19 protein-coding genes are annotated in these 24,826 nt (G+C 64.1%); 12 read left to right on the top strand and 7 right to left on the bottom strand.

Annotated features, from left to right (window positions below; genetic code table 11):
* Nucleotides 1–9: 9 nt before the first annotated feature.
* Nucleotides 10–1,320: an amino-acid N-acetyltransferase gene (argA, locus tag YQ44_RS05055; protein ID WP_046685875.1), complete on the bottom strand. Its 1,311-nt coding sequence runs from the start codon at nt 1,318–1,320 to the stop codon at nt 10–12.
* A gap of 56 nt (nt 1,321–1,376) precedes the next feature.
* Here argA and hrpA point away from each other — a divergent pair, with 56 nt between their 5' ends.
* Nucleotides 1,377–5,675: an ATP-dependent RNA helicase HrpA gene (gene hrpA / locus YQ44_RS05060; RefSeq protein WP_442905895.1), complete on the top strand. Its 4,299-nt coding sequence runs from the start codon at nt 1,377–1,379 to the stop codon at nt 5,673–5,675.
* Nucleotides 5,676–5,860: 185 nt separating this feature from the next.
* On the opposite strand, the gene YQ44_RS05065 is transcribed toward hrpA, so the two are convergent.
* Nucleotides 5,861–6,448 (bottom strand): PRC-barrel domain-containing protein, encoded by a 588-nt coding sequence (locus YQ44_RS05065; protein WP_071322453.1) that lies wholly within the window; start codon nt 6,446–6,448, stop codon nt 5,861–5,863.
* Nucleotides 6,449–6,686: 238 nt separating this feature from the next.
* Here YQ44_RS05065 and YQ44_RS05070 point away from each other — a divergent pair, with 238 nt between their 5' ends.
* The 3 genes from YQ44_RS05070 to YQ44_RS05080 all read left to right on the top strand — a co-directional run bounded on the left by YQ44_RS05070 (nt 6,687) and on the right by YQ44_RS05080 (nt 11,603).
* Nucleotides 6,687–7,916, top strand: a complete 1,230-nt coding sequence (locus YQ44_RS05070; RefSeq protein ID WP_071322454.1) for an extracellular catalytic domain type 1 short-chain-length polyhydroxyalkanoate depolymerase — start codon at nt 6,687–6,689, stop codon at nt 7,914–7,916.
* Nucleotides 7,917–8,355: 439 nt separating this feature from the next.
* Nucleotides 8,356–9,483 carry an MFS transporter gene (locus tag YQ44_RS05075; protein ID WP_232251053.1) on the top strand — a complete coding sequence of 376 codons (1,128 nt, stop codon included), beginning with the start codon at nt 8,356–8,358 and terminating at the stop codon, nt 9,481–9,483.
* 83 nt (nt 9,484–9,566) lie between these two features.
* Nucleotides 9,567–11,603, top strand: coding sequence for a GNAT family N-acetyltransferase (locus tag YQ44_RS05080; RefSeq protein ID WP_071322456.1), 2,037 nt, complete (start codon nt 9,567–9,569; stop codon nt 11,601–11,603).
* Between the two features lie 78 nt (nt 11,604–11,681).
* On the opposite strand, the gene YQ44_RS05085 is transcribed toward YQ44_RS05080, so the two are convergent.
* Nucleotides 11,682–12,947, bottom strand: a complete 1,266-nt coding sequence (locus YQ44_RS05085) for a putative Na+/H+ antiporter (RefSeq protein WP_071322457.1) — start codon at nt 12,945–12,947, stop codon at nt 11,682–11,684.
* A 216-nt stretch (nt 12,948–13,163) separates the two neighbouring features.
* Between YQ44_RS05085 and imuA the strand changes: the two genes are divergently transcribed.
* From imuA to YQ44_RS05105, 4 genes are all read left to right on the top strand, one after another.
* The gene (gene imuA / locus YQ44_RS05090) at nt 13,164–13,874 is read left to right on the top strand and encodes a translesion DNA synthesis-associated protein ImuA (protein WP_071322458.1); all 711 of its coding nucleotides are present in this window, start codon (nt 13,164–13,166) and stop codon (nt 13,872–13,874) included.
* A complete protein-coding gene (locus tag YQ44_RS05095; RefSeq protein WP_083411654.1) occupies nt 13,804–15,291 on the top strand; it encodes a Y-family DNA polymerase in 1,488 nt (495 codons plus the stop codon). Before imuA ends, YQ44_RS05095 begins: the two co-directional genes overlap by 71 nt.
* Before the next feature lie 116 nt (nt 15,292–15,407).
* Nucleotides 15,408–16,112 carry a glutathione S-transferase N-terminal domain-containing protein gene (locus YQ44_RS05100; protein ID WP_071322459.1) on the top strand — a complete coding sequence of 235 codons (705 nt, stop codon included), beginning with the start codon at nt 15,408–15,410 and terminating at the stop codon, nt 16,110–16,112.
* 80 nt (nt 16,113–16,192) lie between these two features.
* Nucleotides 16,193–16,957 (top strand): alpha/beta hydrolase family protein, encoded by a 765-nt coding sequence (locus YQ44_RS05105; RefSeq protein ID WP_071322460.1) that lies wholly within the window; start codon nt 16,193–16,195, stop codon nt 16,955–16,957.
* Here the strand turns inward: YQ44_RS05105 and YQ44_RS05110 are convergent, their stop codons facing one another.
* From YQ44_RS05110 to YQ44_RS05120, 3 genes are all read right to left on the bottom strand, one after another.
* Nucleotides 16,958–17,224 (bottom strand): hypothetical protein, encoded by a 267-nt coding sequence (locus tag YQ44_RS05110; protein WP_071322461.1) that lies wholly within the window; start codon nt 17,222–17,224, stop codon nt 16,958–16,960.
* Between the two features lie 133 nt (nt 17,225–17,357).
* Complete coding sequence (locus tag YQ44_RS05115) at nt 17,358–17,708, bottom strand: hypothetical protein (RefSeq protein WP_071326266.1); 351 nt, start codon at nt 17,706–17,708, stop codon at nt 17,358–17,360.
* 71 nt (nt 17,709–17,779) lie between these two features.
* The gene (locus tag YQ44_RS05120) at nt 17,780–19,651 is read right to left on the bottom strand and encodes a M61 family metallopeptidase (RefSeq protein ID WP_071322462.1); all 1,872 of its coding nucleotides are present in this window, start codon (nt 19,649–19,651) and stop codon (nt 17,780–17,782) included.
* Between the two features lie 353 nt (nt 19,652–20,004).
* On the opposite strand from YQ44_RS05120, the gene YQ44_RS05125 reads away from it, so the two are divergent.
* The 4 genes from YQ44_RS05125 (at nt 20,005) to YQ44_RS05140 (ending at nt 24,311) form a co-directional block, all read left to right on the top strand.
* On the top strand, nt 20,005–20,466 hold the full coding sequence (locus YQ44_RS05125) for an Hsp20 family protein (RefSeq protein WP_071322463.1): 462 nt from the start codon (nt 20,005–20,007) through the stop codon (nt 20,464–20,466).
* 285 nt (nt 20,467–20,751) lie between these two features.
* Nucleotides 20,752–22,260, top strand: coding sequence for a Do family serine endopeptidase (locus tag YQ44_RS05130; protein ID WP_071326267.1), 1,509 nt, complete (start codon nt 20,752–20,754; stop codon nt 22,258–22,260).
* Nucleotides 22,261–22,311: 51 nt separating this feature from the next.
* Entirely contained in the window at nt 22,312–22,971 is a 660-nt protein-coding gene (locus YQ44_RS05135; protein ID WP_071322464.1) for a response regulator, read from the top strand.
* Between the two features lie 2 nt (nt 22,972–22,973).
* Complete coding sequence (locus tag YQ44_RS05140) at nt 22,974–24,311, top strand: ATP-binding protein (protein WP_071322465.1); 1,338 nt, start codon at nt 22,974–22,976, stop codon at nt 24,309–24,311.
* 137 nt (nt 24,312–24,448) lie between these two features.
* Here YQ44_RS05140 and YQ44_RS05145 read toward each other — a convergent pair whose 3' ends face one another.
* Complete coding sequence (locus tag YQ44_RS05145) at nt 24,449–24,778, bottom strand: hypothetical protein (RefSeq protein ID WP_071322466.1); 330 nt, start codon at nt 24,776–24,778, stop codon at nt 24,449–24,451.
* Between the last annotated feature and the right edge of the window lie 48 nt (nt 24,779–24,826).

The following is a 24,826-nucleotide window of genomic DNA, read 5'->3' on the forward strand; positions in this document are numbered from 1 at the left end:
TCGAGTGGGCTACAGGGTCTTGATCAGCACCTGCGACTTGCGCTGCCAGTTATACATATGCTGGCGGTCCTTCGGTAAATCGTCGACGGTGGCCGGCACGAAGCCGCGTTTCTTGAACCAGTGCGAGGTGCGCGTGGTCAAGACGAACAGCTTGTTCAGGCCGGCGGCGCGCGCGCGGTTTTCCATGTGTTTCAGGATGCGTTCGCCATCGCCCTGGGCTTGCACTTCCGGATTGACCGTCAGGCACGCCATTTCCGCCATCTTTTGCGCGGGGAACGGGTACAGGGCGGCGCAGCCGAAGATGACGCCGTCATGCTCGATGACGGAGAAATAATCGATTTCGCGTTCGATCAGCTCGCGACCCCGCTTGACTAAAGTGCCGTCCGCTTCCAGCGGTTCGATCAGTTTAATGATGCCGCCCACGTCTTCGATAGTGGCCTGGCGCAGGCTTTCCAGGTTTTCATGGCTGATCATGGTGCCCACGCCATCATGGGTAAACAATTCCAGCAGGGCCGAGCCATCCATCGAGAAGGGCACGATGTGCGAGCGTTCGACGCCGTTATGGCATGCCTTGACGCAATGTTTTAGGTAAAACGCGGTGGCGTCCGGCAAGAAGCCTGCCATCAGCACGGCTTCGGCCTGGTGCGACGACAGTTCGCGGATTTCCACGCCCGTGGCGTCTTCCATCATCGGCGTTTCCGTGATGAAAATCAGCTTGTCCGCGTGCAGGGCGATGGCGGCGCTGCAGGCCACGTCTTCCATGGTCAGGTTGAACGCTTCGCCCGTCGGCGAGAAGCCCAGCGGCGACAGCAGCACCAGGCCGTCCGAACCGAGGATGGAATGGATGGTTTCGGCGTCGACCTTGCGCGTGATGCCCGTCAGTTCCAGGTCCACGCCATCGATCACGCCCAATGGGCGCGCCGTGATGAAGTTGCCGGAAATGATACGGATGGCCGCATGCGACATCGGCGTGTTCGGCAAGCCCTGGCTGAAGGCGGCTTCGATATCGAGGCGCAGCTCGCCGGCCGCTTCCTTCGCGCATTCCAATGCAGCAATGTCCGTGATGCGCACGCCATTGTGGAAGCGGCCTTCGACGTTACGCAGGGCCAGCTGCTCGGCTACCTGCGGTCGCGAGCCGTAGACGACGGTGACGTTGATGTCCAGCGCATGCAGCAGGGACAGATCATGGGCCAGCACCTGCAGCGCCCCGGCGCTGACGAGTTCACCGGGGAAGGCGACCACGAAGGTCTTGCCGCGAAAGGCGTGGATGTAGGGCGCGACTGAGCGCAGCCATTGGACGAATTGGGTAGGGTTTTCCATTAAGCGCATTATAATTCGCTGCGCGATGTGCGCGCTTAAAATACCTGTAAAAAACAATGTCTTCAGCCAGCAATAAGTCTTCCCCTCCTTCCCCTGTTGCGAATGTGTCTATTCCTGCGCCCGTTTCCGGGGCCGGCGACACCGCCACGGCGCCAGCGGCTGCCCCCGCGCAGCCGCGCGATGGCGGCCGCCAGCGCCCGCCCGTGAGCCAGCAAAGACCACAATCGCCGCGCGCGGAGCAGCAGAAACAGCAGCAGCGGCAGCAACAGCAGCAGCAGCGCGCCGGAGAGGGCAAGCCCCAGCCTGCGCGCCCGCCACGCGAGGGACAGGCGCCGCGCAATACGCCGGCCGGCCGCGAGCATCATGAAAACCGCGACAGCCGCGACACGGCCCGCGCCGCGCGCGAGGCCGAGAAGGCGTTCCGCAATCCGCTGCCGCCGATCACCTATCCGGAAGACTTGCCCGTCTCGGGCCGCCGCGCCGAAATCGCCAAGGCCCTGACGGAAAACCAGGTGATCATCGTCTCGGGCGAGACGGGGTCCGGCAAGACGACGCAGCTGCCGAAGATTTGCCTGGAACTGGGGCGTGGCCAGAAGGGCTTGATCGGCCACACGCAGCCACGGCGTATCGCCGCCTCGTCGACGGCCAAGCGCATCGCGCAGGAACTCGGCACGCCGCTGGGCGAAACCGTGGGTTTCAAGGTGCGCTTCGCCGACACGCTGACCAAGGGCGCATCCGTCAAGCTGATGACGGACGGTATCTTGCTGGCCGAGACGCAGACCGACCCGTTGTTGAAAAATTACGACACCATCATCATCGATGAAGCGCATGAGCGCAGCCTGAACATCGATTTCCTGCTTGGCTATCTGAAGCAGCTGCTGCCGCGCCGGCCCGACCTGAAGATCATCATCACCTCGGCCACCATCGACGCCGAGCGTTTCGCGCGGCATTTCGGCACGCCGGAGAAACCCGCGCCCGTGATCGAAGTGTCGGGCCGCCTGTACCAGGTGGAAGTGCGCTACCGCCCCGTGGAGCGCGAGCAGGTGGCCATGCCGGGCGCCAACGCGAACGCCGACAAGCCAGGGCAGAGGACCGCCGCCGCGCGCGAAAAGCGCGACCTGATGGATGCCGTCGTCGATGGCGTGGAAGAACTGTGCCGCATCGGTTCGGGCGACGTGCTGGTGTTCTTGCCGGGCGAGCGCGAAATCCGCGACTGCGCCGAAGCGCTGCGCAAGCACCATCCGCCGCATGTGGAAATTTTACCGCTGTTCGCCCGCCTGTCGGCCGAGGAGCAGGAGCGCGTGTTCAAGACCAGCAATGCGCGCCGCATCGTGCTGGCCACCAACGTGGCGGAAACGTCGCTGACCGTGCCCGGCATCCGCTATGTGGTCGACGCGGGCCTGGCGCGCGTGAAGCGTTACAGCTACCGCAACAAGGTCGAGCAGCTGCAGGTCGAGCCGATCGCGCAGTCCGCCGCCAACCAGCGCGCTGGCCGCTGCGGCCGCGTGGCCGACGGCGTCTGCATCCGCCTGTACGAAGAACAGGATTATCTGCTGCGGCCGAAATTCACGGAGCCGGAAATCCTGCGCTCCTCGCTGGCCGCCGTCATCCTGCGCATGAAGTCGCTGCACCTGACGGACGTGGAAACCTTCCCCTTCATCGAGCCGCCGCTGGCGCGCGCGATCGCCGACGGCTATCAATTGCTGCAGGAACTGGGCGCCGTCGACGAGGTCAACAAGCTCACGCCGCTGGGCAACAAGCTGGCCAAGCTGCCGCTGGACCCGCGCGTGGGCCGCATGATCCTCGCCGCGCTCGATAACGCGTGTTTGACGGAAGTGCTGATCGTCGCTTCGGCCCTGTCCGTGCAAGACCCGCGCGACCGCCCGATGGAGCATCAGCAGGCGGCCGACGAGGCGCACAAGAAGTTTGCCGATGAAAAGTCGGAATTCCTCAGCTACCTGAAAATCTGGCGCTGGTTCGAGTCCGCCATCGAGCACAAGAAAACCAACCGCCAGTTGCAGGACAACTGCCGCACGAATTTCCTGTCGCAGATGCGCTTGCGCGAATGGCGCGACGTGCATTCGCAGTTGTTGACCATCGTCAAGGAGCAGGGCTGGCGCCTGAACGAAGCGCCGGCCACCTATGATAATCTGCACATGGCCTTGCTGACCGGCTTGCTGGGCAATATCGGCTTCAAGGGCGAGGACGAGCCGGGCGCCGGCTATCTGGGCGCGCGCGGCATCAAGTTCCATATCTGGCCCGGTTCCTCGCTGCTGAAAAAGCCGGGCAAGTGGATCATGGCGGCCGAGCTGGTCGACACGACGCGTTTGTACGCGCGCTGCGTGGCGCAGATCCAGCCCGAATGGCTGGAAAAAGTGGGCGAGCACCTGCTGAAGAAATCGTGGGGCGAACCGCGCTGGGAAAAACGCTCGGCGCAGGTGACGGCGTCCGAACGGGCGACCCTGTATGGCCTGGTGGTGTACAGCCAGCGCCGCATCAATTACGGCAATTTCAACTTGCCGGAAGCGCGCGAAATCTTCATCCGCGACGCCCTCGTCGGCGGCGACTTCGACACGCGCGCGCCGTTCTTTGCGCACAACCACAAGCTGATCAAGGACATTGAAAACCTCGAACACAAATCGCGCCGCCTCGACGTGCTGGTCGACGATGAATTGATCGCCGCCTTCTACGACAAGCTGCTGCCGGCCGACGTGTGCAATGGCGCCGGTTTCGAGAAGTGGCACAAGGATGCCACGCGCGAGAATCCGAAGCTGCTGTACCTGAACCGTGACGAGCTGATGCGTCACGAAGCGGCCGGCGTGACGACGGATCTGTTCCCGAAAACCATGTCCGTGACGGGCCTGGAGATGGGTCTCACGTACCACTTCGAGCCGGGCAGCGTGCGCGATGGCGTCACCTTGAGCGTGCCGTTGTATGCGTTGAACCAGTTGCCGCGCGAGCGTTGCGAATGGCTGGTGCCCGGCATGCTGAAGGAAAAAGTGCACCTGCTGTTGAAATCGCTGCCGCAAAAGCTGCGCCGCCACTGCGTGCCGCTGCCCGATTACGCGGCCAGGTTCTGCGAGCGCGTGCACGCGGCGGGCGTGTTTGGCCGGGGCGACCTGATCGACGCCATCATCGCCGACATCCGCACGCAGATCACGATCAACGTGCTGACGACGGACTTCAAGCCGGAAACCCTGCCTGCCCATCACTTCATGAATTTCAAGGTGATCGACGAGCATGGCCGCCAGCTGGACATGGGCCGCAACCTGGCCACCTTGCAGGCGGAATTCGGCGGCCAGGCGCGCCAGAGTTTCCAGAAGCTGGCGGAGGTGTCTGGCGTATCGGGCGCGGGTACGCCTGCTGTCCGCGTGGCGGGCGCGCAAGTGGCGTCGCGGCTGCAGGCGCAGGCGCAGGGCGCCACTGCCGTGGCGGGCAAGGGCGGGACACCCGCCAAGGGCGCTGCCGCGGCAGTGCCGGCATCCGCGAATGCCACCGTGTCGCAGCACATGGGCTTGACGGGCTGGACCTTTGGCGAATTGCCGGAACTGCTGGAAATCGTGCAGGGCAAGCTGACCCTGATCGGCTTCCCGGCCCTGGTCGACAAGGGTACGCATTGCGACCTCGAAGTGTTCGACGATCCCACCGTGGCCGCGCGCACGCACAAGGTTGGCTTGCGCCGCCTGTTCGCGCTGCAGATGAAGGAGCAGATCAAGTACGTCGAGAAAAGCATCCCCGGCTTGCAGCAGATGGGCATGCAATTCATGGCCCTCGGTTCGCAAGAGGAGCTGCGCGAGCAAATCATCAACAAGGCGCTCGATATTGCGTGTTTGCAAGATCCGCTGCCGCTGGACGCCGCCTCGTTTGCCAAGCGCCAGGCGGAGGGCAAGTCGCGCCTGGTGTTGCTGGTTAATGAAATTGCCCGCCTGCTGTCGCAAGTGCTGACGGAATTCCACGGTTTGCCGAAACGCCTGCAAAACATTCCCGCCGCGGCCGCCACCGATATCCAGGCGCAGCTGCAGGGCCTCGTGCATAAGCGCTTCCTGACGGAAAACGAGTACACGCAACTGGCGCATTTCCCCCGCTATTTGAAGGCGATCAATGTGCGTCTGGAAAAATTGCGTGCTGACCCCGCGCGCGACACCAAGTTGATGGCCGAGTGGCAATCGGCGGCCGCGCCGTATTTGCGCCAGGCCAAGGATCGCCAGGCTGGCAAGAACACGGACCCGAAACTCGTCGATTTCCGCTGGATGCTGGAAGAGCTGCGCGTATCCCTGTTTGCGCAGGAATTGCGCACGCCGATGCCCGTGTCTGCCAAGCGTCTGCAAAAGGTATGGGAATCGATGCAGCGCTAGGTCGGATGAGCGCGTCCAAAGGGCGCGCGTAATCCGACAACATCGTTGGCGCGAGCGGTGGATGATGTCGTGGGCCGGCGGTGGGGTGTCGGTGGCATCACAGGTGGTGTCGGATTACGCGGCTGCGCCGCTAATCAGACCTACGCCGACGTACGCCGACCGACACGTCCCCGGGGCCTGCCTGATCAATTGCGCTTGTCCAGCCCATCATCATCGCCGAGCGAGGAGCGGGCAGCCAGGTCGCTTTGGCTGCTGCCCGTGCCGGCGCGGCTGCCGCTCATCGAGGTGCCGGACAGGCTGCCTTCGCTGTCCGATTGCAGGCTGGCGCCACCGCGCAGGTCGCTGCCGGACTGCATGCGCCCGCCCACCATGCTGCCGTAGCGCGTGCCGCTGCCATAGAACGCTTCCATCTGCTGGTTCCACGCGTCGCTGCCCATGTCCGGCCAGTTGTTCTTGTCGAAGCCGGGCGCGTCTTTCAGCTGGCCTTTTTCCACGTTCAGCAGGAAGCGCTTGTTGACGGGGTCGAGCGTCAGGCGCTCCCAGGGCACGGCAAACAGCTTGTCGCCCATGCCCAGGATGCCGCCGAAGGACAGCACGGCATAGGCGATCTGGCCCGTGCGCATGTCGAGCATGATTTCCTTGATGTCGCCCAGTTCTTCATCGCTGTGATTGTAGACATCGTCGCCAATCAGGGTGTCGGCACCCATCAAGGCTGGCCCGGGGCCGTCGTGGTTGCGGTACATGCCCAAGATGTCTCGGTCCAGATAGCTCATGGTGTTCTCTCCTGTGTGAAGTGCTGATCGAACACCCAGATTAAGCATACGGCCAAGGTCGCGCTTGATCTGCCTCAATGGTGTCCGGGGCACTTTTATATGCGGGCAAACGTACGGTGCCGTAAGCCAATTGCGGTACTCTATGTGCTCAACGGAGGAGAGCGCGCATGCTGATTACGCAACGAGGCAGTTCGACGACCCGGCGCCATGCTCCACAGCGACAGACGGATTTCTTGCCATGGTGAAGCCCGCAACCAAGTGGTTGCGCGGCTTGCTGCGCGTCGGCAAGGCGCAGCAGCGCACGGCGACCAAGCTGGCGCAGGTGCTGTTCGGCCCCGTGCCCGCCAAGCCCAAGCCCCGTGGCAAGGTCAGGGTCAAGGCCGTGAGCAAGAGCATCGTCAGGACCGCGGGCAAGACCGTGGCCAAGCCCGCCAAGCCTGCCGGCGACGCGCTGGCGCGTTCCGCCGCACCGGCGCTGGCGCCCTTCGCCACGCCGCTGTCGCCGCCGCGCGCGCGCAAGCGGCCCGCGCCTGCGCCGGGCAAGTGGCTGGCCGCCCACTATGCGCCGTTGCCGGAGCTGGGACAGTTGCCGGGCCGGCGCCTGAGCTATTTCCTGTACTTGCCGGACAAGCCGCCGAACGCGGTCATGAGCAGGCGTGGCCGGCCGCTGCTGGTGATGCTGCATGGCTGCGAGCAGAGCGCCACGCAGTTTGCCGAGGGCACGCGCATGAACCGCCTGGCCGAGCGCAAGGGCTATGCCGTGCTGTATCCGCAGCAGTCCATGCGCTCGCATGCGCGGCGCTGCTGGAAGTGGTACGACAGGCTGACGCAGGAGGGCGGCGGCGATGCGCGCCTGATCGTCGGCGCCATCGAGCAGGTGGCGGCGCGCCATGCGATCGACCGCGCGCGCATCTATATCTGCGGCATTTCCGCCGGCGCCGGCATGGCGCATATCGTGGCCCTGAATCACCCGCAGCTGTTTGCCGCACTGGGCCTGCATTCGGGGCCCGTGTTCGGCGCCGGACATAACCTGATCGGCGCGCTGAACGTGATGCAGCATGGCGCCGCCGCCCGCATGGACGCGGCCATCGACGAGCTGCTGGCGCGCCAGCCCGCGTTTCCCCGCCTGCCCACCCTGCTGCTGCAAGGGCTGTCAGACAAGGTGGTGCGCCCCGTGAACCAGGCGCAGCTGGTGCGCCAGAGCCTGCGCGTGAACCGCATGCCGGCCGACACGCTGGTGACGGCGCAGCGCCTGCCGGCGGGGGCGGCGGGCAGCCGCAACCCGGCCCATGCATATGCGCTGCATGATTATCAGGTGGGCAAGGATGTGCTGCTGCGCGTGGCGCAGATCGAGCACCTCGAGCACGCCTGGAGCGGCGGCGACGCCAGCCTGCCGTTCAACGACAAGGCCAGGCCCGACGCCAGCAAGATGCTGCTGGACTTCTTCGCGCGCCACCGCCGCGCCTGAGTTGCCGATAGGTTGCCGATAAGGTGCCGGACTGCGCCGTGCTGCGGCGCGGCCGTCACTGGTACACCTGCTTTCTCCGGCCTGGCGTGGCGCCGGGCTTGCCGCCGCGCGGCCGCGCAAGCGCGCCGGCAGGCCGCCTGCACGCTTTTTCCTCCATCGCATCGCATATGGCCGTGCCGTGATTTTCACGCAAGTGGTATTGTTGCGGTATTTAAAAATAACAAAAATAGCAGTAAAAAACACTAAGTGGTATACAATTGGTACACGTTATCAGTGTTGGGCCCGGCTTGCCGCGCCACTCCCTGGAGAGAGGGAAGCGCCGCCGGCAGCCGCCTACGTTACGGAAGTCGCCATGTATATCAAGTCCAGACAGCTGCTATGGTTTTTTGCGTTTTTCCTCGTATTTGAGCTCAATATCTATTTGTCGAATGACATGATCATGCCGGCGATGCTGGTCATCGTCGACGAGTTCCAGGCGGATCAAAAGTTCATTCCCCTGTCCTTGAGCCTGTATCTGCTCGGCGGCAGTTCCCTGCAGATTTTCCTCGGGCCGCTGGCCGACTATATCGGCAAGCGCAAACTGGTGTTGACGGGCAATACGCTGTTCTTGCTGGCTACCTTGACGGTGCCGTTTGCCACCTCGATCGAGCAATTTCTCGCCGTGCGCTTCGTGCAGGGCATGGGCTGCTGCTTCATCTTTGTCGGTTACGCCATGATCCATGAGCTGTTCGATGACATGGCGGCCGTCAAACTCAGCAGTATTCTGTCCAGCACCACCATCCTCGCGCCCCTGGCAGGGCCCATCCTCGGCAGCGCCATCCTCAGCCAGCTGGACTGGCGCTATGTGTTTTTCCTCTCCGGCCTGCTGGCGCTGCTGTCCCTGCTGGGCTTGTTCAAGTGCATGCCGCAGATGGCCGTGACGCGGCCGCGGCTCGATGCCGGCGCCATCGTGCGCAGCTATGCGCGCATCTTCGGCAACGGGCGCTTCATGTTCGGCATGTTTACGGCAGGGCTGGCCACCGTGCCCCTGACGGCCTGGATCGGCTTTTCGCCCATCTTCGTGCTGCAGGAGATGGGCGCGTCCTACGCCACCTATATCGCGCTGCAATGCGCGATCCTGTCGGGCTTTGTCCTCAGCAGCATCGCCATCCAGCGCCTGCGGCAAGACTTTCCCCTCGTCTCCCTGCTGCGCATGGGCGGACTGGTCGCCGCGGCCGGCATGCTGGGCGCCGGCGCGGGCCGCCATCACGTCGATGTGTTTGCGGCCTGCATGTTTGTCTATTCCATCGGTTTCGGCCTGTTCAACGGCGCCCTGATCCGCAGCGCGATTACGGCCAGCAAGGAATCGCTGACCCTGACGACGGCCGCCATGAGCCTGCTGTACTGCGTCTATTTGTCCGCCTGGCTGCAGCTGTACAACGTGCTGTGCCAGCGCTTCGGCTATGCGCTGGAAACGTATGCGCTGCTGAATCTTCCCGTCATTCTGATCATCGTGGCTTGCCTGCTGATATTTACGCGGGGCATGGCGGGGCGCCGGGGAAGCGAGGTGCTGCTGCCCCAGCGTTGATGGCGCAACGATGCGCGTGTTGTTGACCTTGTTTTACCTCATACGAAGTTTACCTACACTCTCCTGTGGAAGATGGTGCGTTCATGAAAATAGATGACCTGGCCTCAAAACACGATCAAGCAAAGATTTTCAACCTGGAATATGAGTTTCGCATCAATAAGCTGAAACTCGATTACATCAAGCTGGCCGATGCGGGGCCGGCCGGCGCCGGCAGCGCGCAGATGGCCGAGGAACACCAGGCCGGCATTGCCGCCCTGCGCAGTTTCATCGGCGCCAATTTTACGCATTTCAATGCGGCAAGCTGTTCATCGCTGAGCTGCATCCCCACGCGCGCGCTCGGCGACGACGAGCGCTACCTGCACCGCATCTGGATGGGCGGGCAATTGCCGGCCATCGCGGCCGAGGCGATACAGCAGTGGGGCGCGGCGCTCGACGAGGTGCGCCACAATGGCGGCGCGCCGTATGTCTCCATCCTGTGGGTGTGGGATGCGGGGCAGTTGCGCAACGACGAGCGCTTCAGCCCGACGGGCGGGGCCGGGCGCTACACGGTCGGCCGCTACGCCTTCGGCGGCACGACCCTGCATATCAACTCGCTGCGCGCGCTGGCGCTGGATTTCGCGCCGGAACGCTTCGACTTGCTCGACACCCTGCATGCGCAGCGCTATTTCGCCACCCTGTCCGATTATTTCCGCATCCTTATCATGTGCGAATACGGCGGCATCTATATGGATGTCGACACCATCCCGCACAATCCGGCGACGATCTTCCTGATGAAGCCGGAAGTGCCCGATTATTTCCAGCGCAATAACGGCGACGCTGGGGACACGCGCCATCATGTGAGCTGGATGAATCTGTTTCTCGATGAAACCGGCATGCTGATCGCCAAGCGCAATGATGCGGCACTGCGCTCGATCCAGCGCAATGTGAATCGCGCCTATGCGGGCATCGACCAGCAGATTCCCCGTTCCTGCCCGCAATTCGAAGCGCGGCTGTTTGGCCAGTTCTATGCCGAATGGAAGCAGCATCTGGGCCGGACCCTGCTCAGTCATGCCGAGTTCTACCAACGCTATTGCGTGCTGTACGACGGCGTGCGCGAAAGCGTCGTGGGCGGCATCCGCGGCATGCGCTTGCTCGACGACATCATCACGGACATGCACATTCCCCTCAGCGCGGAAGAGCGGCGCGCGTATGTGCGCTGCATCGCCGGACTGGACGATATCGACTGGCAACTCGATGATCCTTTGAGCCTGGTCAATGTCGTCGATGTGTTCGACATCGAGGAAGTGCCGCGCATGGCGTATGCTGCCCAATTGCGGGCGGAAATCGATCATTTCCACTATTACTCTGTGCTGTCGGACGATCCGCAGCTGGACCGCGTGAATGCCATCTTTTGCCGCTACCTGGTGGCCCACCGTTCCATGCATATCGCCGCAGGCGCCTTCTGGCGTCCCACCGTGGGCCGCCACGGCAGCGGCATGCCGGCAGCCAACGATGCCACCATGGCCGAAGACGAGGGCCAGGCGGGCTTGCTGTCGCATGCCCCGCTCAGGCTGGTACCCGGCGAACTGCTGGGCGACGAAGCGAAGAACCGCATGGCGAAATTGCTGTTCGCCACCAGCTATCTCGAGTACTGCTCGTTCGGCAATAAATTGAATCTGCAATTCGTCGAACTGCAGCGGCGGCAGAATATCGAGCCCTACCTGGCGCATATCCATGGCTTGCACGACGAGGACGAGCGCTTCATCGGCTTTTTCACGGCCGCGACGATGGCCGAGTTCCAGGCCTGCGGCGCCGTCTCGTATTACCGCGATGACATGAAGGCGCTCGATGACGCCTATGACGAATTCGTGCTCGCGCATGCGCGCGCCGACGATTGCTTCGTCAGCAGCCTGGCCATCGACGAGAAATACCGGGGGCAGGGCTTGTTCAAGCAGATGTTCAATGAAATCCGCGACCTGGCCGGCCGCAAGGGCTGCGCGCGGATCACCCTGACGGTGTGGGAAAAGAGCGAAGCCTTGCAAGTGTACCTGCACAAGGGCTTTCGCAGCGTGGGCACGTTCGACTATGCGTACAGCCTGTTCTACGACCGCCTGCACTTCCTCGTATATGAGGGAAACTGAGGAGGGAAACTGCGGAAGGAAACAGCGGAAGGAAACAGCGGGGAACAGGGGCGGCTGGCGGCCGCCCCTTGACGAAACTTACAGGGCCAGGAAGGCGAGGGCCGCCACGGCCGTTGGCAGCAGGGCGCCGGCCAGCAGGCCGACGGCGCCGATCGATTCATCCTTGAAGCCGCGGCGCAGCAGGGCCACGCCAGCCGGGTTCGGCGCATTGGCGATGACGGTCAGGCCGCCGCCGGCCACGGCGCCTGCCACCAGCATGTATTTCGCTTCGTCCGTCATGCCGACGATCAGCGAACCGAGGTAGGTCAGGGCGGCATTGTCGGTGATCGCCGTCAAACCGAGGGCGCCGAAGAACAGGGCCAGCGGTTTCAGGCTGGAAACGATGGGCTGCAGCCACCATTGCTGCATGCCGCCCAGCACCACCAGGCCGCCGAGGAAGAAGCCGACCAATAAACCTTCCTTCAGGATCAGCGGGCTTTGATAGCGCTCATAGGCCTGCACGAAGCCGAGGAAGAACAGGAACAGGCCGATGAACAGCACCGGATGGTGCGCCAGCGCCACCACGCCAGCGAGCACGATCATGTGCACGAGGCTGATGGCCAGCGGCACTTTCGGCGCTTCCACTTCACCGGATTTCGGCTTGATGTCGGACGTGTTGCTATGCAGGTATTTGCGCAGCAGGATGCTCACGCCCGTGGCGTTGACCAGCACGGCGATGGCCGCTTTCCAGCCGAAATGGCTGGCCATGAAGGCGCTGTCCCAGTTCCAGGTGGTGGCGACCATCAGCACGGGCGGCGCCGCGTACGAGGTCAAGGTGCCGCCGATGGAAACGTTGACGAAGAGCACACCCAGGGCGCCGTATTTCAGCCATTCAGGGATGCCCGGGCGAAAGATTTGCGGCGCCAGCATCAGCGCGGCCAGGGTCATGGCGGCCGGTTCCGTGATCATCGAGCCCGTCAGGGGCACGAGGGCCAGGCCCAGCCAGACGAGGGCCAGTTCCGTACGCAGCGGCATCACGCGCGCCACTCCTTTCAGCAGGCGCTGCACGGCGTCGAGCACGGGGCGCGAGGCGGCCACCACCATGACGACAAAGACGAACAGTGGCTCCGTGTACTGGCGCGACTCGGCATATTCGATGGCCGCATCGCCGCCCGAGACAAAGGCCATGATGATGATCAAGATGAAGGCCCAGAAGCCGAACACAACTTCTACTTCGCCCAGCAGGTGCAGCAAGCCCGCATGGCGCGGATGGCGGTTTGCCAAGGTTTCAAACGACTTGGCGGCGAAGGTGTGGATGAGCGCAAGGCCGAAGACGATCGCGCTGATGAGTTGGATGGTGGTCAAATGAGTTTCCTTATGGACGGAGGATGCCGACTGGTACGTTGCCAGACGGTAAGGAGAGTGCTTATGGTACAGCAATCGATGCCCAGAACGGGTTTTTTCGGACGTGGCGGAGCGGCCTAGGCAGCGGCAATGCGCAGATAAGCCTTGCCAAAAGCGGGGCTGGATAGTACTGTATATGCATACAGTATTCATCTTCCTCTTTCTTCATATTAAATCATGCAACATTCCGAATTGATGGCGTCGCCGGAAGCCTTGCACCCGTCCCTGTGGCGCGCCTCGCAGCTGGGACAGGCGGCCACGCGCTGCCTGGACACGGGCTTTGCCGCGCTGTCCGCGCAGCTGCCCGGCGGCGGCTGGCCTGGCGGCAGCCTGATCGATTTATTGGTGCAGCAGCCGGGCAGCGGCGAATTGCGCCTGCTGGCGCCCGCGCTGGCCCAGTTGCGTGATCTGCCCATCGTGCTGTTGCAGCCGCCCCATCCGCCGCAGGCGCTGGCCCTGGCCGCGCAAGGCCTGGCGCCGTCGCAACTGCTGTGGCTGCGCAGCGCCGGCAGCAAGGATGCCTTGTGGGCGGCGGAAAACATCTTGCGCAGCGGCAGTTGCGGCGCCCTGCTGTTCTGGCAGACGCACGTGCGCGGCGACAGCCTGCGCCGGCTGCACCTGGCGGCGCAAGGCGGCCATACCCTGTTCTGCATGTTGCGCCCGCTGCATGGCGCGCAGGATGCGTCGCCGGCGCCGTTGCGCCTGTCCGTGCGGCCGGCCGCCGGCGGCATCGAGATCGGCTTCATCAAACGCCGGGGACCGCAGCGCGATGCGCCGCTGTTCCTGCCCCTGCAACCTCCTTCTGTACTGCTACGCCATGCGACTCTGGATCGGCCTTTGCCTGTCCCGGCTCCCGCTCGAAGTGTTTTGTCCGCGCTGGTCGGCTGACATTCTCGGCGTGGTGCTGGAGCAGGAGCAAGTGATGGCCGTGTCGCCGCTGGCGCGGGCCGCCGGCATCCGGCCCGGCATGCGCCGCGCGGGCGCGCTGATGCTGGCGCCGCAGGCGCGCCTGCACGAACGCTCGCCCGAACGGGAAGCGCTGGCCCTGCAAGAGGTGGCGTTGGCGCTGCTGCAATATTCGCCGCTGGTGGCGCAGGGCGAGGAAGCGACCCTGCTGGTCGACGCGGGCGCCAGCCTGCGCCTGTTTGGCGGCGTGCGCGCCCTGTGCCGGCAGATCGCGGCCAGCTTGCGCGCGCTCGGCTACACGGCCCAGCTATCGTGCGCGCCCACGGCGCGCGGCGCCTGGCTGCTGGCGCGCGCCGGTACGCGCCGGGGCCGGGTGCTGGGCATGGAGAGCCTCGTGCGCCGCCTCGACCGCCTGCCGTGCGCCTGGCTGCCGCCCGCGCGCCCCTGGCTCGACTGGCTGGACGGCATCGGCTGCCGCACCCTGGGGCAGTTGCGCCAGTTGCCCCGGCCCGGCCTGCAGCGCCGCTGCGGCGCGGCCCTGCTCGATATGCTCGACGATGCGCATGGACACGGCACGGAACTGTTCGTCTGGCTGGAAGCGCCGCCCACGTTTCGCGCCAGTCTGGAGTTGTTCGACCGCGTGGAACACGCGGACGCGCTGCTGTTCGGCGCGCGCCGCCTGCTGCAGCAAATGACGGGCTGGCTATGCGCGCGGCAATTCGCCGTCGAACGCATCGCGCTGCTGCTGGCGCACGAGCGGGGCCGGGTGGCGCGCCCGCCCACCGTCATCGAGCTGGCCCTGGGCGAGGCCGTCTGGCGCGACGAGCATTTGTTGCGCTTGCTCAAGGAGCGCCTGGCGCAGCTGGTACTGGATGCGCCCGTGATCGGCCTGACCCTGGAGGCGCTGCAAGTGCAGCCGATGGCGCCGCCCAGCGCCACCCTGTTTCCCGAGCCGGGCGGCACGCCGCAGGAGCGCCAGCGCCTGATGGAATTGCTGGTGGCGCGCCTGGGCGCAGAAAATGTCTTGCAGGCATCACCGCGCGCCGATTACCGCCCCGAGGCAGCCAATCAGTGGCTGCCGCTGCCGGCCAAGCCCATTGCAAGAAGCGCGGTGCCGGACTTGCCGCCCGGCTTGTCCGGCATGCCCCGTCCCGGCTGGCTGCTGGCCCAGCCCATCGCCCTGCTGATGCGCGAGCACCGGCCATTCTATGGTTCACCGCTGAAAATGGTCTCCGTGGCCGAACGCATCGAGGCGGGCTGGTGGGGGCAGTCGCAGGCGCGCGATTATTTCATCGCGGAAGGACGCGACCACGCCCATTACTGGGTCTACCGCGAACGCATCGCCGGCGGCGGCGAAGATGCCGCACCGCGCTGGTTCCTGCATGGCTTGTTTGGCTGAGCGGGGGGCGCGGCGCAGGCAGGGCAAGCCGCCGCATGCGCTGCCCTGCTGAAATGGCCATGCTTGGCTATACTGGCTGCCCGGCGTCGCGTCTTTCATATCAATAAAGGATTTCCATGTCACAGCTTTCCGACTTTCCCATCACCAAGAAATGGCCTGCCCAGCATCCCGAGCGTCTGCAGCTGTATTCGCTGCCGACGCCGAACGGCATCAAGGTGTCGATCCTGCTGGAAGAGCTAGGCCTGGCGTACGAGCCGCACCTGGTCAGTTTCGAGCAGAACGACCAGCTGTCGCCCGCCTTCCTGTCGCTCAATCCGAACAACAAGATTCCCGCCATCCTCGACCCGCAGGGGCCCGATGGCAAGCCGCTGGCGCTGTTCGAGTCGGGCGCCATCCTGCTGTACCTGGCCGAGAAGACGGGCCAGTTCCTGCCGCAGGACGCGGGCTTGCGCTATGAAACCATGCAGTGGCTGATGTTCCAGATGGGCGGTATCGGCCCCATGTTCGGCCAGGTGGGCTTCTTCCACAAGTTCGCCGGCAAGGATTACGCAGACAAGCGCCCGCTGGAGCGCTACATCGGCGAATCGAAGCGCCTGCTGGGCGTGCTCGAGCAGCGCCTGCAGGGCCGCGACTGGATCATGGGCGGGCAGTACACGATCGCCGACATCGCCATCTTCCCGTGGGTGCGCTGCCTGGTGGGCTTCTATGGCGCCGGCGAGCTGGTCGGCATCGACAATTTCCCGAACGTGCAGCGCGTGCTCGACGCCTTCCTTGCCCGTCCGGCCGTCGCCAGGGGCCTCGATATACCCAAACGCGATTAATTCTGGCCGCCTGCGCCGCTGGCCGGGCGGCGCTACAATGCGCCATCGGCCGGCATGCCCGGCAGCTTTGATCTGAGACAATGAAATCCACCCGGCAAGATTTTCCCGGCGCGCACGGCCATGTGCTGGCGGCGCGGCTCGATGCGCCCGATGGCGCCATCCGCGCCTACGCGCTGTTCGCCCACTGCTTCACGTGCGGTAAGGACGTGCTGGCCGCGCGGCGCATCGCGCAGGGTTTGACGGAACACGGCATCGCCGTGCTGCGCTTCGATTTCACGGGGCTGGGCGCCAGCGAAGGCGAGTTCGCCGCCACCAATTTTTCATCGAATGTGGATGACCTGGTGGTGGCTGCCGATTTCCTGCGCGCCAGGCACGCGGCACCGCAATTGCTGATCGGCCATAGCCTGGGCGGCGCGGCCGTGCTGGCCGCCGCCGCGCAAGTGCCGGAAGCAACGGCCGTGGTGACCCTGGCCGCGCCGAGCACGCCCGCCTACGTGACGCGCATGTTCAGCGATCACCTGGAGAAAATCGCCGCCGAGGGCGAAGCGCTGGTGCAGCTGGAAGGGCGACCGTTTCGCATCCGCCAGCAATTCGTCGACGACGCGGGCAGCCACAGTTTAAAAGACCACATCGCCGGCTTGCGCCGCGCCCTGCTGGTGATGCACGCGCCGAACGACACGACGGTGAGCCTGTCGAACGCGATGGATATTTTTACGGCAGCGAAACACCCGAAAAGCTTCGTCTCGCTCGACGACGCCGATCATTTATTGACGGGGCGCAATGATGCGGCGTATGTCGCTAATGTCATCGCCGCCTGGAGCGCGCGCTACCTGCAGCCGCAGTGATCAGGCATCCGGCCGCGCCAGCGCGGCGCTGATCGCATGGCAATCCGATTCATAGCCATGCAGGGGCAAGGATTGCAGCTTCCTGGCGTACCGCTCCATGGCGGCGGGATCTTGCGTTGCCGCCGCCGCTTGCGCCTGTTGCCCCAGTTCGCTGATGATGGCGGAATAGCACATATTGCTGTGGAACGCAGTCTGGAAGACGCCCGCATAAAAGGCCAGGATGGCGGTGGACAGGACGGCGATGGCGGCAATGCTGAAACGGAGCATGAAGTCTTTCGCATGAAAAACGCCGTAACGGCACAGGGCAGATACGGCGCAGATGGCGGAACCGGTCGGATAAGCTGGGTGCCTGAAAAGTGCCCAGGGCAAGGCAACAAGGCCATGGGCCTTTTGCGGGCGCTCAGTCCTCGTCGAACTCGGCGGAAAGATCTTTCCAGCCCTTGCTGGCCGCAAAGGCCGAAAACTCTTCCGGCGCTTCCAGAACGATCAGTTTCTTGTCTTGCAGGCCCAGGTCGCCATGGCCGAAGTCGGGGCCCACGTAGCCGAGGCTGCGCAAGCGGGCCAGGATGTGGCCGACCAGGGTCTTGTCCTTGTAGGCGCCCGCTTCGAGCGGGGCGGAAAAATCGACGTAGACGTCGATGATGCCGTAGCCTTCGTCGAAGATGCGGATGGCCTTGATGTCGTGGGCACGGCCGGAGCCGTCGGTGGCCTTGAAGGGGCCGCTGAGCTGGATGTCGGTGTCATTGTTCATGCCGCCAGCATACACCAAAAGCCGGCCCCGCAGAGGGGGCGCCACGCAAAATCCCCATGCCCGCGAGCACTTCAGCGCGCCTGCAGGATGGCCGACAGGCGGTCGCGCGTGCCGGCGATGCGCTCCAGTTGCGGATACTTCAGGCCGCCATGGTAGTCGAGCGCCACCGTCTGGAATTGCTTGCCCTTCCTGACCAGCAAGTTGATCGGCTGCTTGCCCTCCCTGGCCGCCTGGATCGCCGCCTTCAGGAGCTTGGGCGTGTACGCCGTGCCATTCACGGCCAGCAAGGTCGTGTTGCCCGACAGGCCGGCCTGGAAGGCGGGGCCGTCCCACAGCAGCTTGCCGATCTTGCCCTCCTTGTCGACGCTCAAACCCAGCGAATACGTCAGGTCCGTGCTCTTGCCGCGCTCTTCCGTCGCTTTCATGAACGGTGTCGGCGTGTCGCGGTAGACCAGTTTCCAGCCGGCGCGGGCCAGGCCGTCGAGCGGCGCGCCGGGGCCATGGCCGTCCAGGCGGCTGCGCAGAAAACGTGCCCAGTCGTGCGGCTGCACGGCGTTCAGGGCCGCCACCACGTCGTCGAAGGTGTAGGGCAGGGGCGTGGTGCTGCCATCCTGCACGCCGAAGAAGGCGCGCGCGAAATCGTCGAGCGAACGGCGTTCGCCCGACAGTTCGCGGATGGTGGTGTCGACGTCGAGCCACACCAGCGCCCCTTCCATGTAGTAATCTTCATCGCGCTGCCAGCTGCCCCAGCCGATGGGACGGCGGCCATTGATGATGGGATCGTTGGTCGTGTCCTGCATGGCGCGCCAGCTGCGCCCGGGCATCACGTCATACTGGGCCGCCGTCGCCGCGAACAGGTCGCGCATATTGGCCGGCGCCACCAGGCCGGAGCGGGCCGCCAGCACATTGCCCCAGTACTGCGTCTGGCCTTCATACACCCACAGCAGGCTGTTTTGCAGCGGCGTGTTGAAATCCGGCGTGTCCTGCCCGCCCGGACGGCGGAACTTGCCATTCCACGAATGCGCGAGTTCGTGCGGCAGCAGCACGCGGCCCGCCTCGTTCTTGTCCCAGTCGCTGAAATAGCCGGGCTTGACGCCGTTTTCGCTCGATTGCAGGTGCTCGCGGCCGATGCCGCCGAACTCGTCGCTCAAGGCCAGCAAAAAATCATAGTGGCGGTAATGGCGCGAAGCGAACAATTTATAGGCTTGCTGCAGCATGGCGCGGTGCTTCTCGACTTGCTGCGGTGTCGCTTCCAGGCTGTCGGCGCTGTCGGCCATCACGTTCAGGTGCACGGGGACTTTGGCGCCCGGATCGAGGTCGATGCGCTCGAAATGGCGTCCGGCAAAGACGGGTGAGTCGACCAGGGTGTCGAGATCCAGCGGTTCGAAATCGACTTGCTGGCTGGCCGGCGTGGCCGCACGCGCGCGCACTTCCAGGGCGCTGGCAAATTCCCAGCCGGCCGGCAGGGTCAAGCTGGGCTGCACGACGATGTCGCGCGCGGCCCGTCCGGCCGGATACAGGGTCATCGCATGCCATTGCACGCCCAGCATGGCGCTTGTCATGGTGATGCGGCCCTGGCTGGCGTCGACGGGCGAGAGGAACTGGTATTGCGCTTCCACGGCCGTGGCGCCGGGTGGCACGTCGAGGTGGAAGGCGAACATGTTGACGGGGTCGCGCCGCCATTCCAGGGGCTGGCCGTTGGCGGACAGGCGCAGGCCGGCCAGCTGGTTCAGCGGCCCGCTGGGGCCGTGGTTGCCCGGCACCCATTGCGGATAGAGCAGGGTCAGCTTGCCGGGCGCGGCCGGGATGCTCTCGCGGATGCTGAAAATCTGCTGCGCCACGTTGCTGGCGTCCACATGCAGGACGATGGGCGCGGGTGAGGCGGCCTGGGCCGCACTGGCAGCGAGGAAGATCAAGGACAAACACAGGAGGGAACGGGACATGTGGCGGCGGGCTGGGGTGGCAAAGGGGCAGTATAAGTAATCCTCGGGAAAATTTTGTGAAATTGTGACAAACAGAGCCGGACGCCATGCAAGGCGGCCGCCGCGACGCGGTGCGAGTACGGCCAGCGGTGGGCAACACCGCAGGGCGCCCGTTATGGAAGCCAGAAGTCACCGTAATGTATTGGGGGTTACTGCGCATCGTGTAAAAATTCTTACAAATTCAGGGGCGTCTGGGGCGTTTTGCGCCGATTTCAAGGCCTTGAAAGGGGCTCGAATGGACGTATATCGGTAGCAAGCGGATGCTCATGGTGAGGTCCGCGATACTTATCGCTTAACTGAAAGGATATTTAATCATGCGTACTTTTGACCTTGCTCCTCTGTATCGTTCCGCCATTGGCTTCGACCGTCTGGCACAGCTGCTCAACGAACAGCGCGCCGATGCGCAGCCGAGCTATCCACCGTACAACATCGAACTGGTGTCGGAAGATAAATACCGGATCGTGATGGCATTGGCCGGCTTCTCCCGCGAAGAGATCGATATCATCACGGAACGCGATTCGCTGCACGTCACGGGCCGCAAGCAGAAAGATGGCGTCGAGCGCACCTTCTTGCACCGCGGTATCGCCGCCCGCGATTTCGAACAGCGCTTCCAGCTGGCCAACCATGTGAAGGTCACGGGCGCCACGTTTGAAAACGGCATGCTGACCATCGACCTGGTGCGCGAAGTGCCCGAAGCGCTGAAACCGCGCAAGATCGAGATCGAAGCCGGCAGCACGGCCACCGTCAGCGCGCTGGAACAGCGCCAGGCGGCCTAGGCTGACCCAGGCGCCCCTGCGGGCGCTTGAGCGGGCGGGAGGGTTCCGCCCTCCCATGCAGTAGAATACTGGCCGGTTTATCCGGCCAGTGTTGCGTCTGCACCCATGACAGCATTCCCCCTTTGTGACATTTTTCCGTGCAGCTGCCCATGCATGCGGAACGCAGGATTAAGCCATGCTTAAAGGCGCAAATGCCTGTTTCCAAATGGAAAAATGTTAAGCACCGCCTAAGACTCGTGGCCCAATATTGCATACATCAAAATCTCATTGAATGAGGAGCAATTCATGGAACAGCAAGCGAATAACGCATCTCTCAAGATCAAACGCACCGTAGCCGCGCTGGCCGCGATCGGTGTGCTGGGCGCCGGTGGCGCCATGGTCGTACATCAGAACAATGCCGGTGCGAATGCCGCGGCGCCAGCCGCCCCCGTGGCTGCCGCTGTCGCGCCCGTCGCCGCCGCGCCGCTGGTGGCCTTGCCGGACTTTAGCCAGATCGCCGCGCGCAACAGCCCGGCCGTGGTGAACATCAGCGTAACGGGCAGCACCAAGGTCGCGTATGACCCATCGGCCCAGGCTGGCAACGACGACTTCGGCAACGATCCCTTCTTCGAATTCTTCCGTCGCTTCCAGGGCCCGCAAGGGGGACAGCGCGGCGGCCGCGACGTGCCCACGCACGGCCTCGGTTCCGGCTTCATCGTCAGTCCGGACGGCATCATCATGACGAATGCCCACGTGGTGCGCGATGCGCGCGAAGTGACCGTCAAGCTCAACGACCGCCGCGAATTCCGCGCCAAGGTGCTGGGCACGGATCCGAAGACCGATATCGCCGTGCTGAAGATCGACGCCAACAACCTGCCCATCGTGCCGCTCGGCCATTCGAGCGACCTGAAAGTGGGCGAATGGGTGCTGGCCATCGGTTCGCCGTATGGTTTCGACAGCACGGTGACGGCCGGCGTGGTCAGCGCCAAGGGCCGTTCCCTGCCTGACGACAGCAATGTGCCCTTCATCCAGACCGACGTCGCGGTGAACCCCGGCAACTCGGGCGGTCCGCTGTTCAACACGCGCGGCGAAGTGGTCGGCATCAATTCGCAGATCTACAGCCAGACGGGCGGCTTCCAGGGCCTGTCGTTCGCCATTCCGATCGACCTGGCCAGCCGCATCAAGGACCAGATCGTCGCCACGGGCAAGGCCAGCCACGCCAAGCTGGGCGTGACGGTGCAGGAAGTCAACCAGGGCTTTGCCGACTCGTTCAAGCTGGCCACGCCGGAAGGCGCGCTGGTCGCCAACGTGGAGCGCGGCAGCCCGGCCGACAAGGCGGGCCTGAAGTCGGGCGACGTGGTGCGCAAGGTAAATGGCCAGCGCATCGTTGCCTCGGCCGACTTGCCGGCGCTGGTGGGCACTTCCTTGCCAGGCGACAAGATCAACATGGATGTCTGGCGCGACGGCAAGATCGTCAGCCTGACGGCCACGCTGGGCAACGCGGCCGACAAGGTGGCCGAAGTGGCGAAGAGCGACAGCGCCGCCGGCAAGGTGAAACTGGGCCTGGCCCTGCGTCCGTTACAATCGGATGAAAAACGCGAGGCGGGCATCAGCGCCGGCCTGCTGGTGGAAGATGCGGGCGGCGCTGCGGCCAATGCCGGGGTGCAGCCGGGCGACGTGCTATTGTCGGTCAATGGCCGTCCCGTCAATACCGTCGAGCAGGTGCGCGACGTCGTCGACAAGTCCGCCAAGTCGGTGGCCTTGCTGATACAGCGTGGCCCCGATAAGATCTTCATTCCCGTGCGCCTCGGTTGATCTGGCGCAGGATGCAAGGTCGATAAAACAGTGAATATGAAGGAGTAGGGCATGCGGCTATTGCTGGTGGAAGACGATACGATGATCGGCGAGGTAGTGCTCGACTTGCTGCGCGCCGAGCATTACGCGGTGGACTGGGTCAAGGATGGCGACATGGCCGATACGGCCCTGCAAACGCAAACCTATGACCTGGTGCTGCTGGACCTGGGCTTGCCGCGCAAGGATGGTCTCGATGTGCTGCGTTCGATGCGTTTGCGCAAACTCGACACGCCGGTGCTCGTGGCCACGGCGCGCGACGCCGTCGAGCAGCGCATCGCGGGACTCGACGCGGGCGCCGACGATTACGTGTTGAAGCCGTATGACCTCGATGAGTTGTTGGCGCGCATACGCGCCTTGCTGCGGCGCGCCTCGGGACGGCCGGAACCGATCTTCGAGCACCAGGGCGTGTCCATCAATCCGCTGACGCGCGAAGTGATCGCCGATGGCCATCCCGTCAACCTGTCGGCGCGCGAGTGGGCCGTGCTCGAAGCGCTGATCGCGCGCCCCGGCATCGTGCTGTCGCGCGCGCAGCTGGAAGAAAAGCTGTACAGCTGGAAGGATGAAGTCAACAGCAATGCCGTGGAAGTGTATATCCACGGCTTGCGCAAGAAGCTGGGCAGCGACCTGATCCAGAACGTGCGCGGCCTCGGCTACATGGTGCCCAAGGCATGAGGATGAAGGTCACGGTGACGCACTCGCTGCGCGGCCGTCTGCTGTGGTTTTTGCTGGCGGCCATCATCATGGCGGCCCTGGCGCAGGCGTCGATCGCCTACCGCAGCGCCCTGTACGACGCCGACCAGATCTTCGATTACCACATGCAGCAGATGGCCCTGTCGCTGCGCTCCGGCGCGCCGCTGGCCAACCATGCGCAAGCCTTGCCGGCCGATCCCGTCAACAACGACATGGTGGTGCAGGTATGGACGCCGGATGGCGTGCAGGTGTTCCGTTCGATCACGCGCGCGGAACTGCCGCAGCGCGCCGTGCTGGGCTTTTCCAATGTGAAGGCCAACGGCACCACTTACCGCATCTTTTCCGTGCAGACCAGTTCCCAGACCGTGCAGATCGCCCAGGACATGGCCGTGCGCAAGCGCATGGCCGGCAGCCTGGCGCTGCGCACGGTGGGTCCCATCGCGCTGATGGCGCCGATTTTGATGCTGGTCGTGTGGTGGGTGGTCAGCGGTTCGCTGGCGCCCGTCTCGCGCGTGCGCAAGCAGGTGGCGGCGCGCCAGGCGGACGACTTGTCGCCCGTCTCGGAAGCGGGCTTGCCCGACGAAGTGCGGCCGCTCGTGCATGAACTGAACCTGCTGTTCGGGCGCGTGAAGACGGCGTTCGACGCGCAGCAGCATTTCGTCGCCGACGCCGCGCATGAATTGCGTACCCCGCTGGCGGCCCTGAAACTGCAGGTATTGAGCCTGGAGCGGGCCGAATCGGCGGACAAGCGCAGCCTGGCGATTTCCCGCGTGAGCGCCGGCATCGAGCGGGCCACGCGCCTGGTCGAACAGCTGCTGGTGCTGGCGCGCCAGGAAGCGAGCGCCGCCAGCGGCGACCAGCTGCAGGCGGTGGACTTGAACGACGTCGTCAAGCGGGCGCTGGGCGACATGGCGGGCATCGCGCAGGCGCGCAAGATCGACCTGGGCCTGCACCACATGGACCCGGCCAAGGTGGCCGGCCAGGCCGACGCCCTCAACATCATGCTGCGCAACCTGGTCGACAACGCCATCAAGTACACGCCCCAGGGTGGCACGGTCGACATCGACTTGCGCGCCAGTCCCGTCGGCGTGACGCTGTCGGTGGAAGACAGCGGCCCCGGCATCCCGCCCGAGGAGCGCGAGCGCGTCTTCAGCCGTTTCTACCGCGTGCCGGGCACGGACGCCAATGGCAGCGGCCTGGGGCTGGCCATCATCAAGGCCATTGCCGAACGCCACGGCGCGCGCCTGGTGCTGGACAAGTCCGAACGCCTGGGCGGCCTGTGCGTGCGCGTGGAGTTTCCGCTTCGGCCAGTGAAAACGTGATTTCATCGTAGGCGGCCGTATTACCGGAAAACGGTGCTGGCAAAGCTGGCGGCATTGAAATAAAAAAGCCTGGAATGAGATATTCCAGGCTTTTTTATTTCAATGCCGGATTCCGGATATATATATTCTGTGTACCGTCAGAATATGATGCCGGAGACATCTTCGCCATCGGACCAGCGCGTACACGTATTAGTGCCATACACGCTGATAACCTGGCCGCTTACCCGGGCAGCCAGCAGCATCGCCATTTGCTGTTTCCCCGTGGTCGATTTTTCATCGGCAATGATCCAGTAGGAATGGGTCGCGCAGGCGGGTTTTCCCGTGGCCTTATTTTCCATCTCAAAATAGATCATGCCATCGCTGGACCGAACGATCAGGTTCAGGACTTTTCCGCTTTGTTCCCCCGCATAGGCGATATTCGATTGCGTGGCGAATAGCAAAGCAAGCATGCTGATAAATTTATACATGATATTTCTTGTATTTTAATTAAAGAAAATGATTCTAAGTTGTATTGA

It is taken from the genome of Janthinobacterium sp. 1_2014MBL_MicDiv (assembly GCF_001865675.1).
Lineage (GTDB): Bacteria > Pseudomonadota > Gammaproteobacteria > Burkholderiales > Burkholderiaceae_D > Janthinobacterium.

Coding starts and splice junctions, on each gene's coding strand:
- argA (WP_046685875.1), bottom strand. CDS start 1,320: ATGGAAAACCCTACCCAATTCGTCCAATGGCTGCGCTCAGTCGCGCCC.
- hrpA (WP_442905895.1), top strand. CDS start 1,377: ATGTCTTCAGCCAGCAATAAGTCTTCCCCTCCTTCCCCTGTTGCGAAT.
- YQ44_RS05065 (WP_071322453.1), bottom strand. CDS start 6,448: ATGAGCTATCTGGACCGAGACATCTTGGGCATGTACCGCAACCACGAC.
- YQ44_RS05070 (WP_071322454.1), top strand. CDS start 6,687: ATGGTGAAGCCCGCAACCAAGTGGTTGCGCGGCTTGCTGCGCGTCGGC.
- YQ44_RS05075 (WP_232251053.1), top strand. CDS start 8,356: ATGCCGGCGATGCTGGTCATCGTCGACGAGTTCCAGGCGGATCAAAAG.
- YQ44_RS05080 (WP_071322456.1), top strand. CDS start 9,567: ATGAAAATAGATGACCTGGCCTCAAAACACGATCAAGCAAAGATTTTC.
- imuA (WP_071322458.1), top strand. CDS start 13,164: ATGCAACATTCCGAATTGATGGCGTCGCCGGAAGCCTTGCACCCGTCC.
- YQ44_RS05095 (WP_083411654.1), top strand. CDS start 13,804: ATGCGACTCTGGATCGGCCTTTGCCTGTCCCGGCTCCCGCTCGAAGTG.
- YQ44_RS05100 (WP_071322459.1), top strand. CDS start 15,408: ATGTCACAGCTTTCCGACTTTCCCATCACCAAGAAATGGCCTGCCCAG.
- YQ44_RS05105 (WP_071322460.1), top strand. CDS start 16,193: ATGAAATCCACCCGGCAAGATTTTCCCGGCGCGCACGGCCATGTGCTG.
- YQ44_RS05110 (WP_071322461.1), bottom strand. CDS start 17,224: ATGCTCCGTTTCAGCATTGCCGCCATCGCCGTCCTGTCCACCGCCATC.
- YQ44_RS05115 (WP_071326266.1), bottom strand. CDS start 17,708: ATGAACAATGACACCGACATCCAGCTCAGCGGCCCCTTCAAGGCCACC.
- YQ44_RS05120 (WP_071322462.1), bottom strand. CDS start 19,651: ATGTCCCGTTCCCTCCTGTGTTTGTCCTTGATCTTCCTCGCTGCCAGT.
- YQ44_RS05125 (WP_071322463.1), top strand. CDS start 20,005: ATGCGTACTTTTGACCTTGCTCCTCTGTATCGTTCCGCCATTGGCTTC.
- YQ44_RS05130 (WP_071326267.1), top strand. CDS start 20,752: ATGGAACAGCAAGCGAATAACGCATCTCTCAAGATCAAACGCACCGTA.
- YQ44_RS05135 (WP_071322464.1), top strand. CDS start 22,312: ATGCGGCTATTGCTGGTGGAAGACGATACGATGATCGGCGAGGTAGTG.
- YQ44_RS05140 (WP_071322465.1), top strand. CDS start 22,974: ATGAAGGTCACGGTGACGCACTCGCTGCGCGGCCGTCTGCTGTGGTTT.
- YQ44_RS05145 (WP_071322466.1), bottom strand. CDS start 24,778: ATGTATAAATTTATCAGCATGCTTGCTTTGCTATTCGCCACGCAATCG.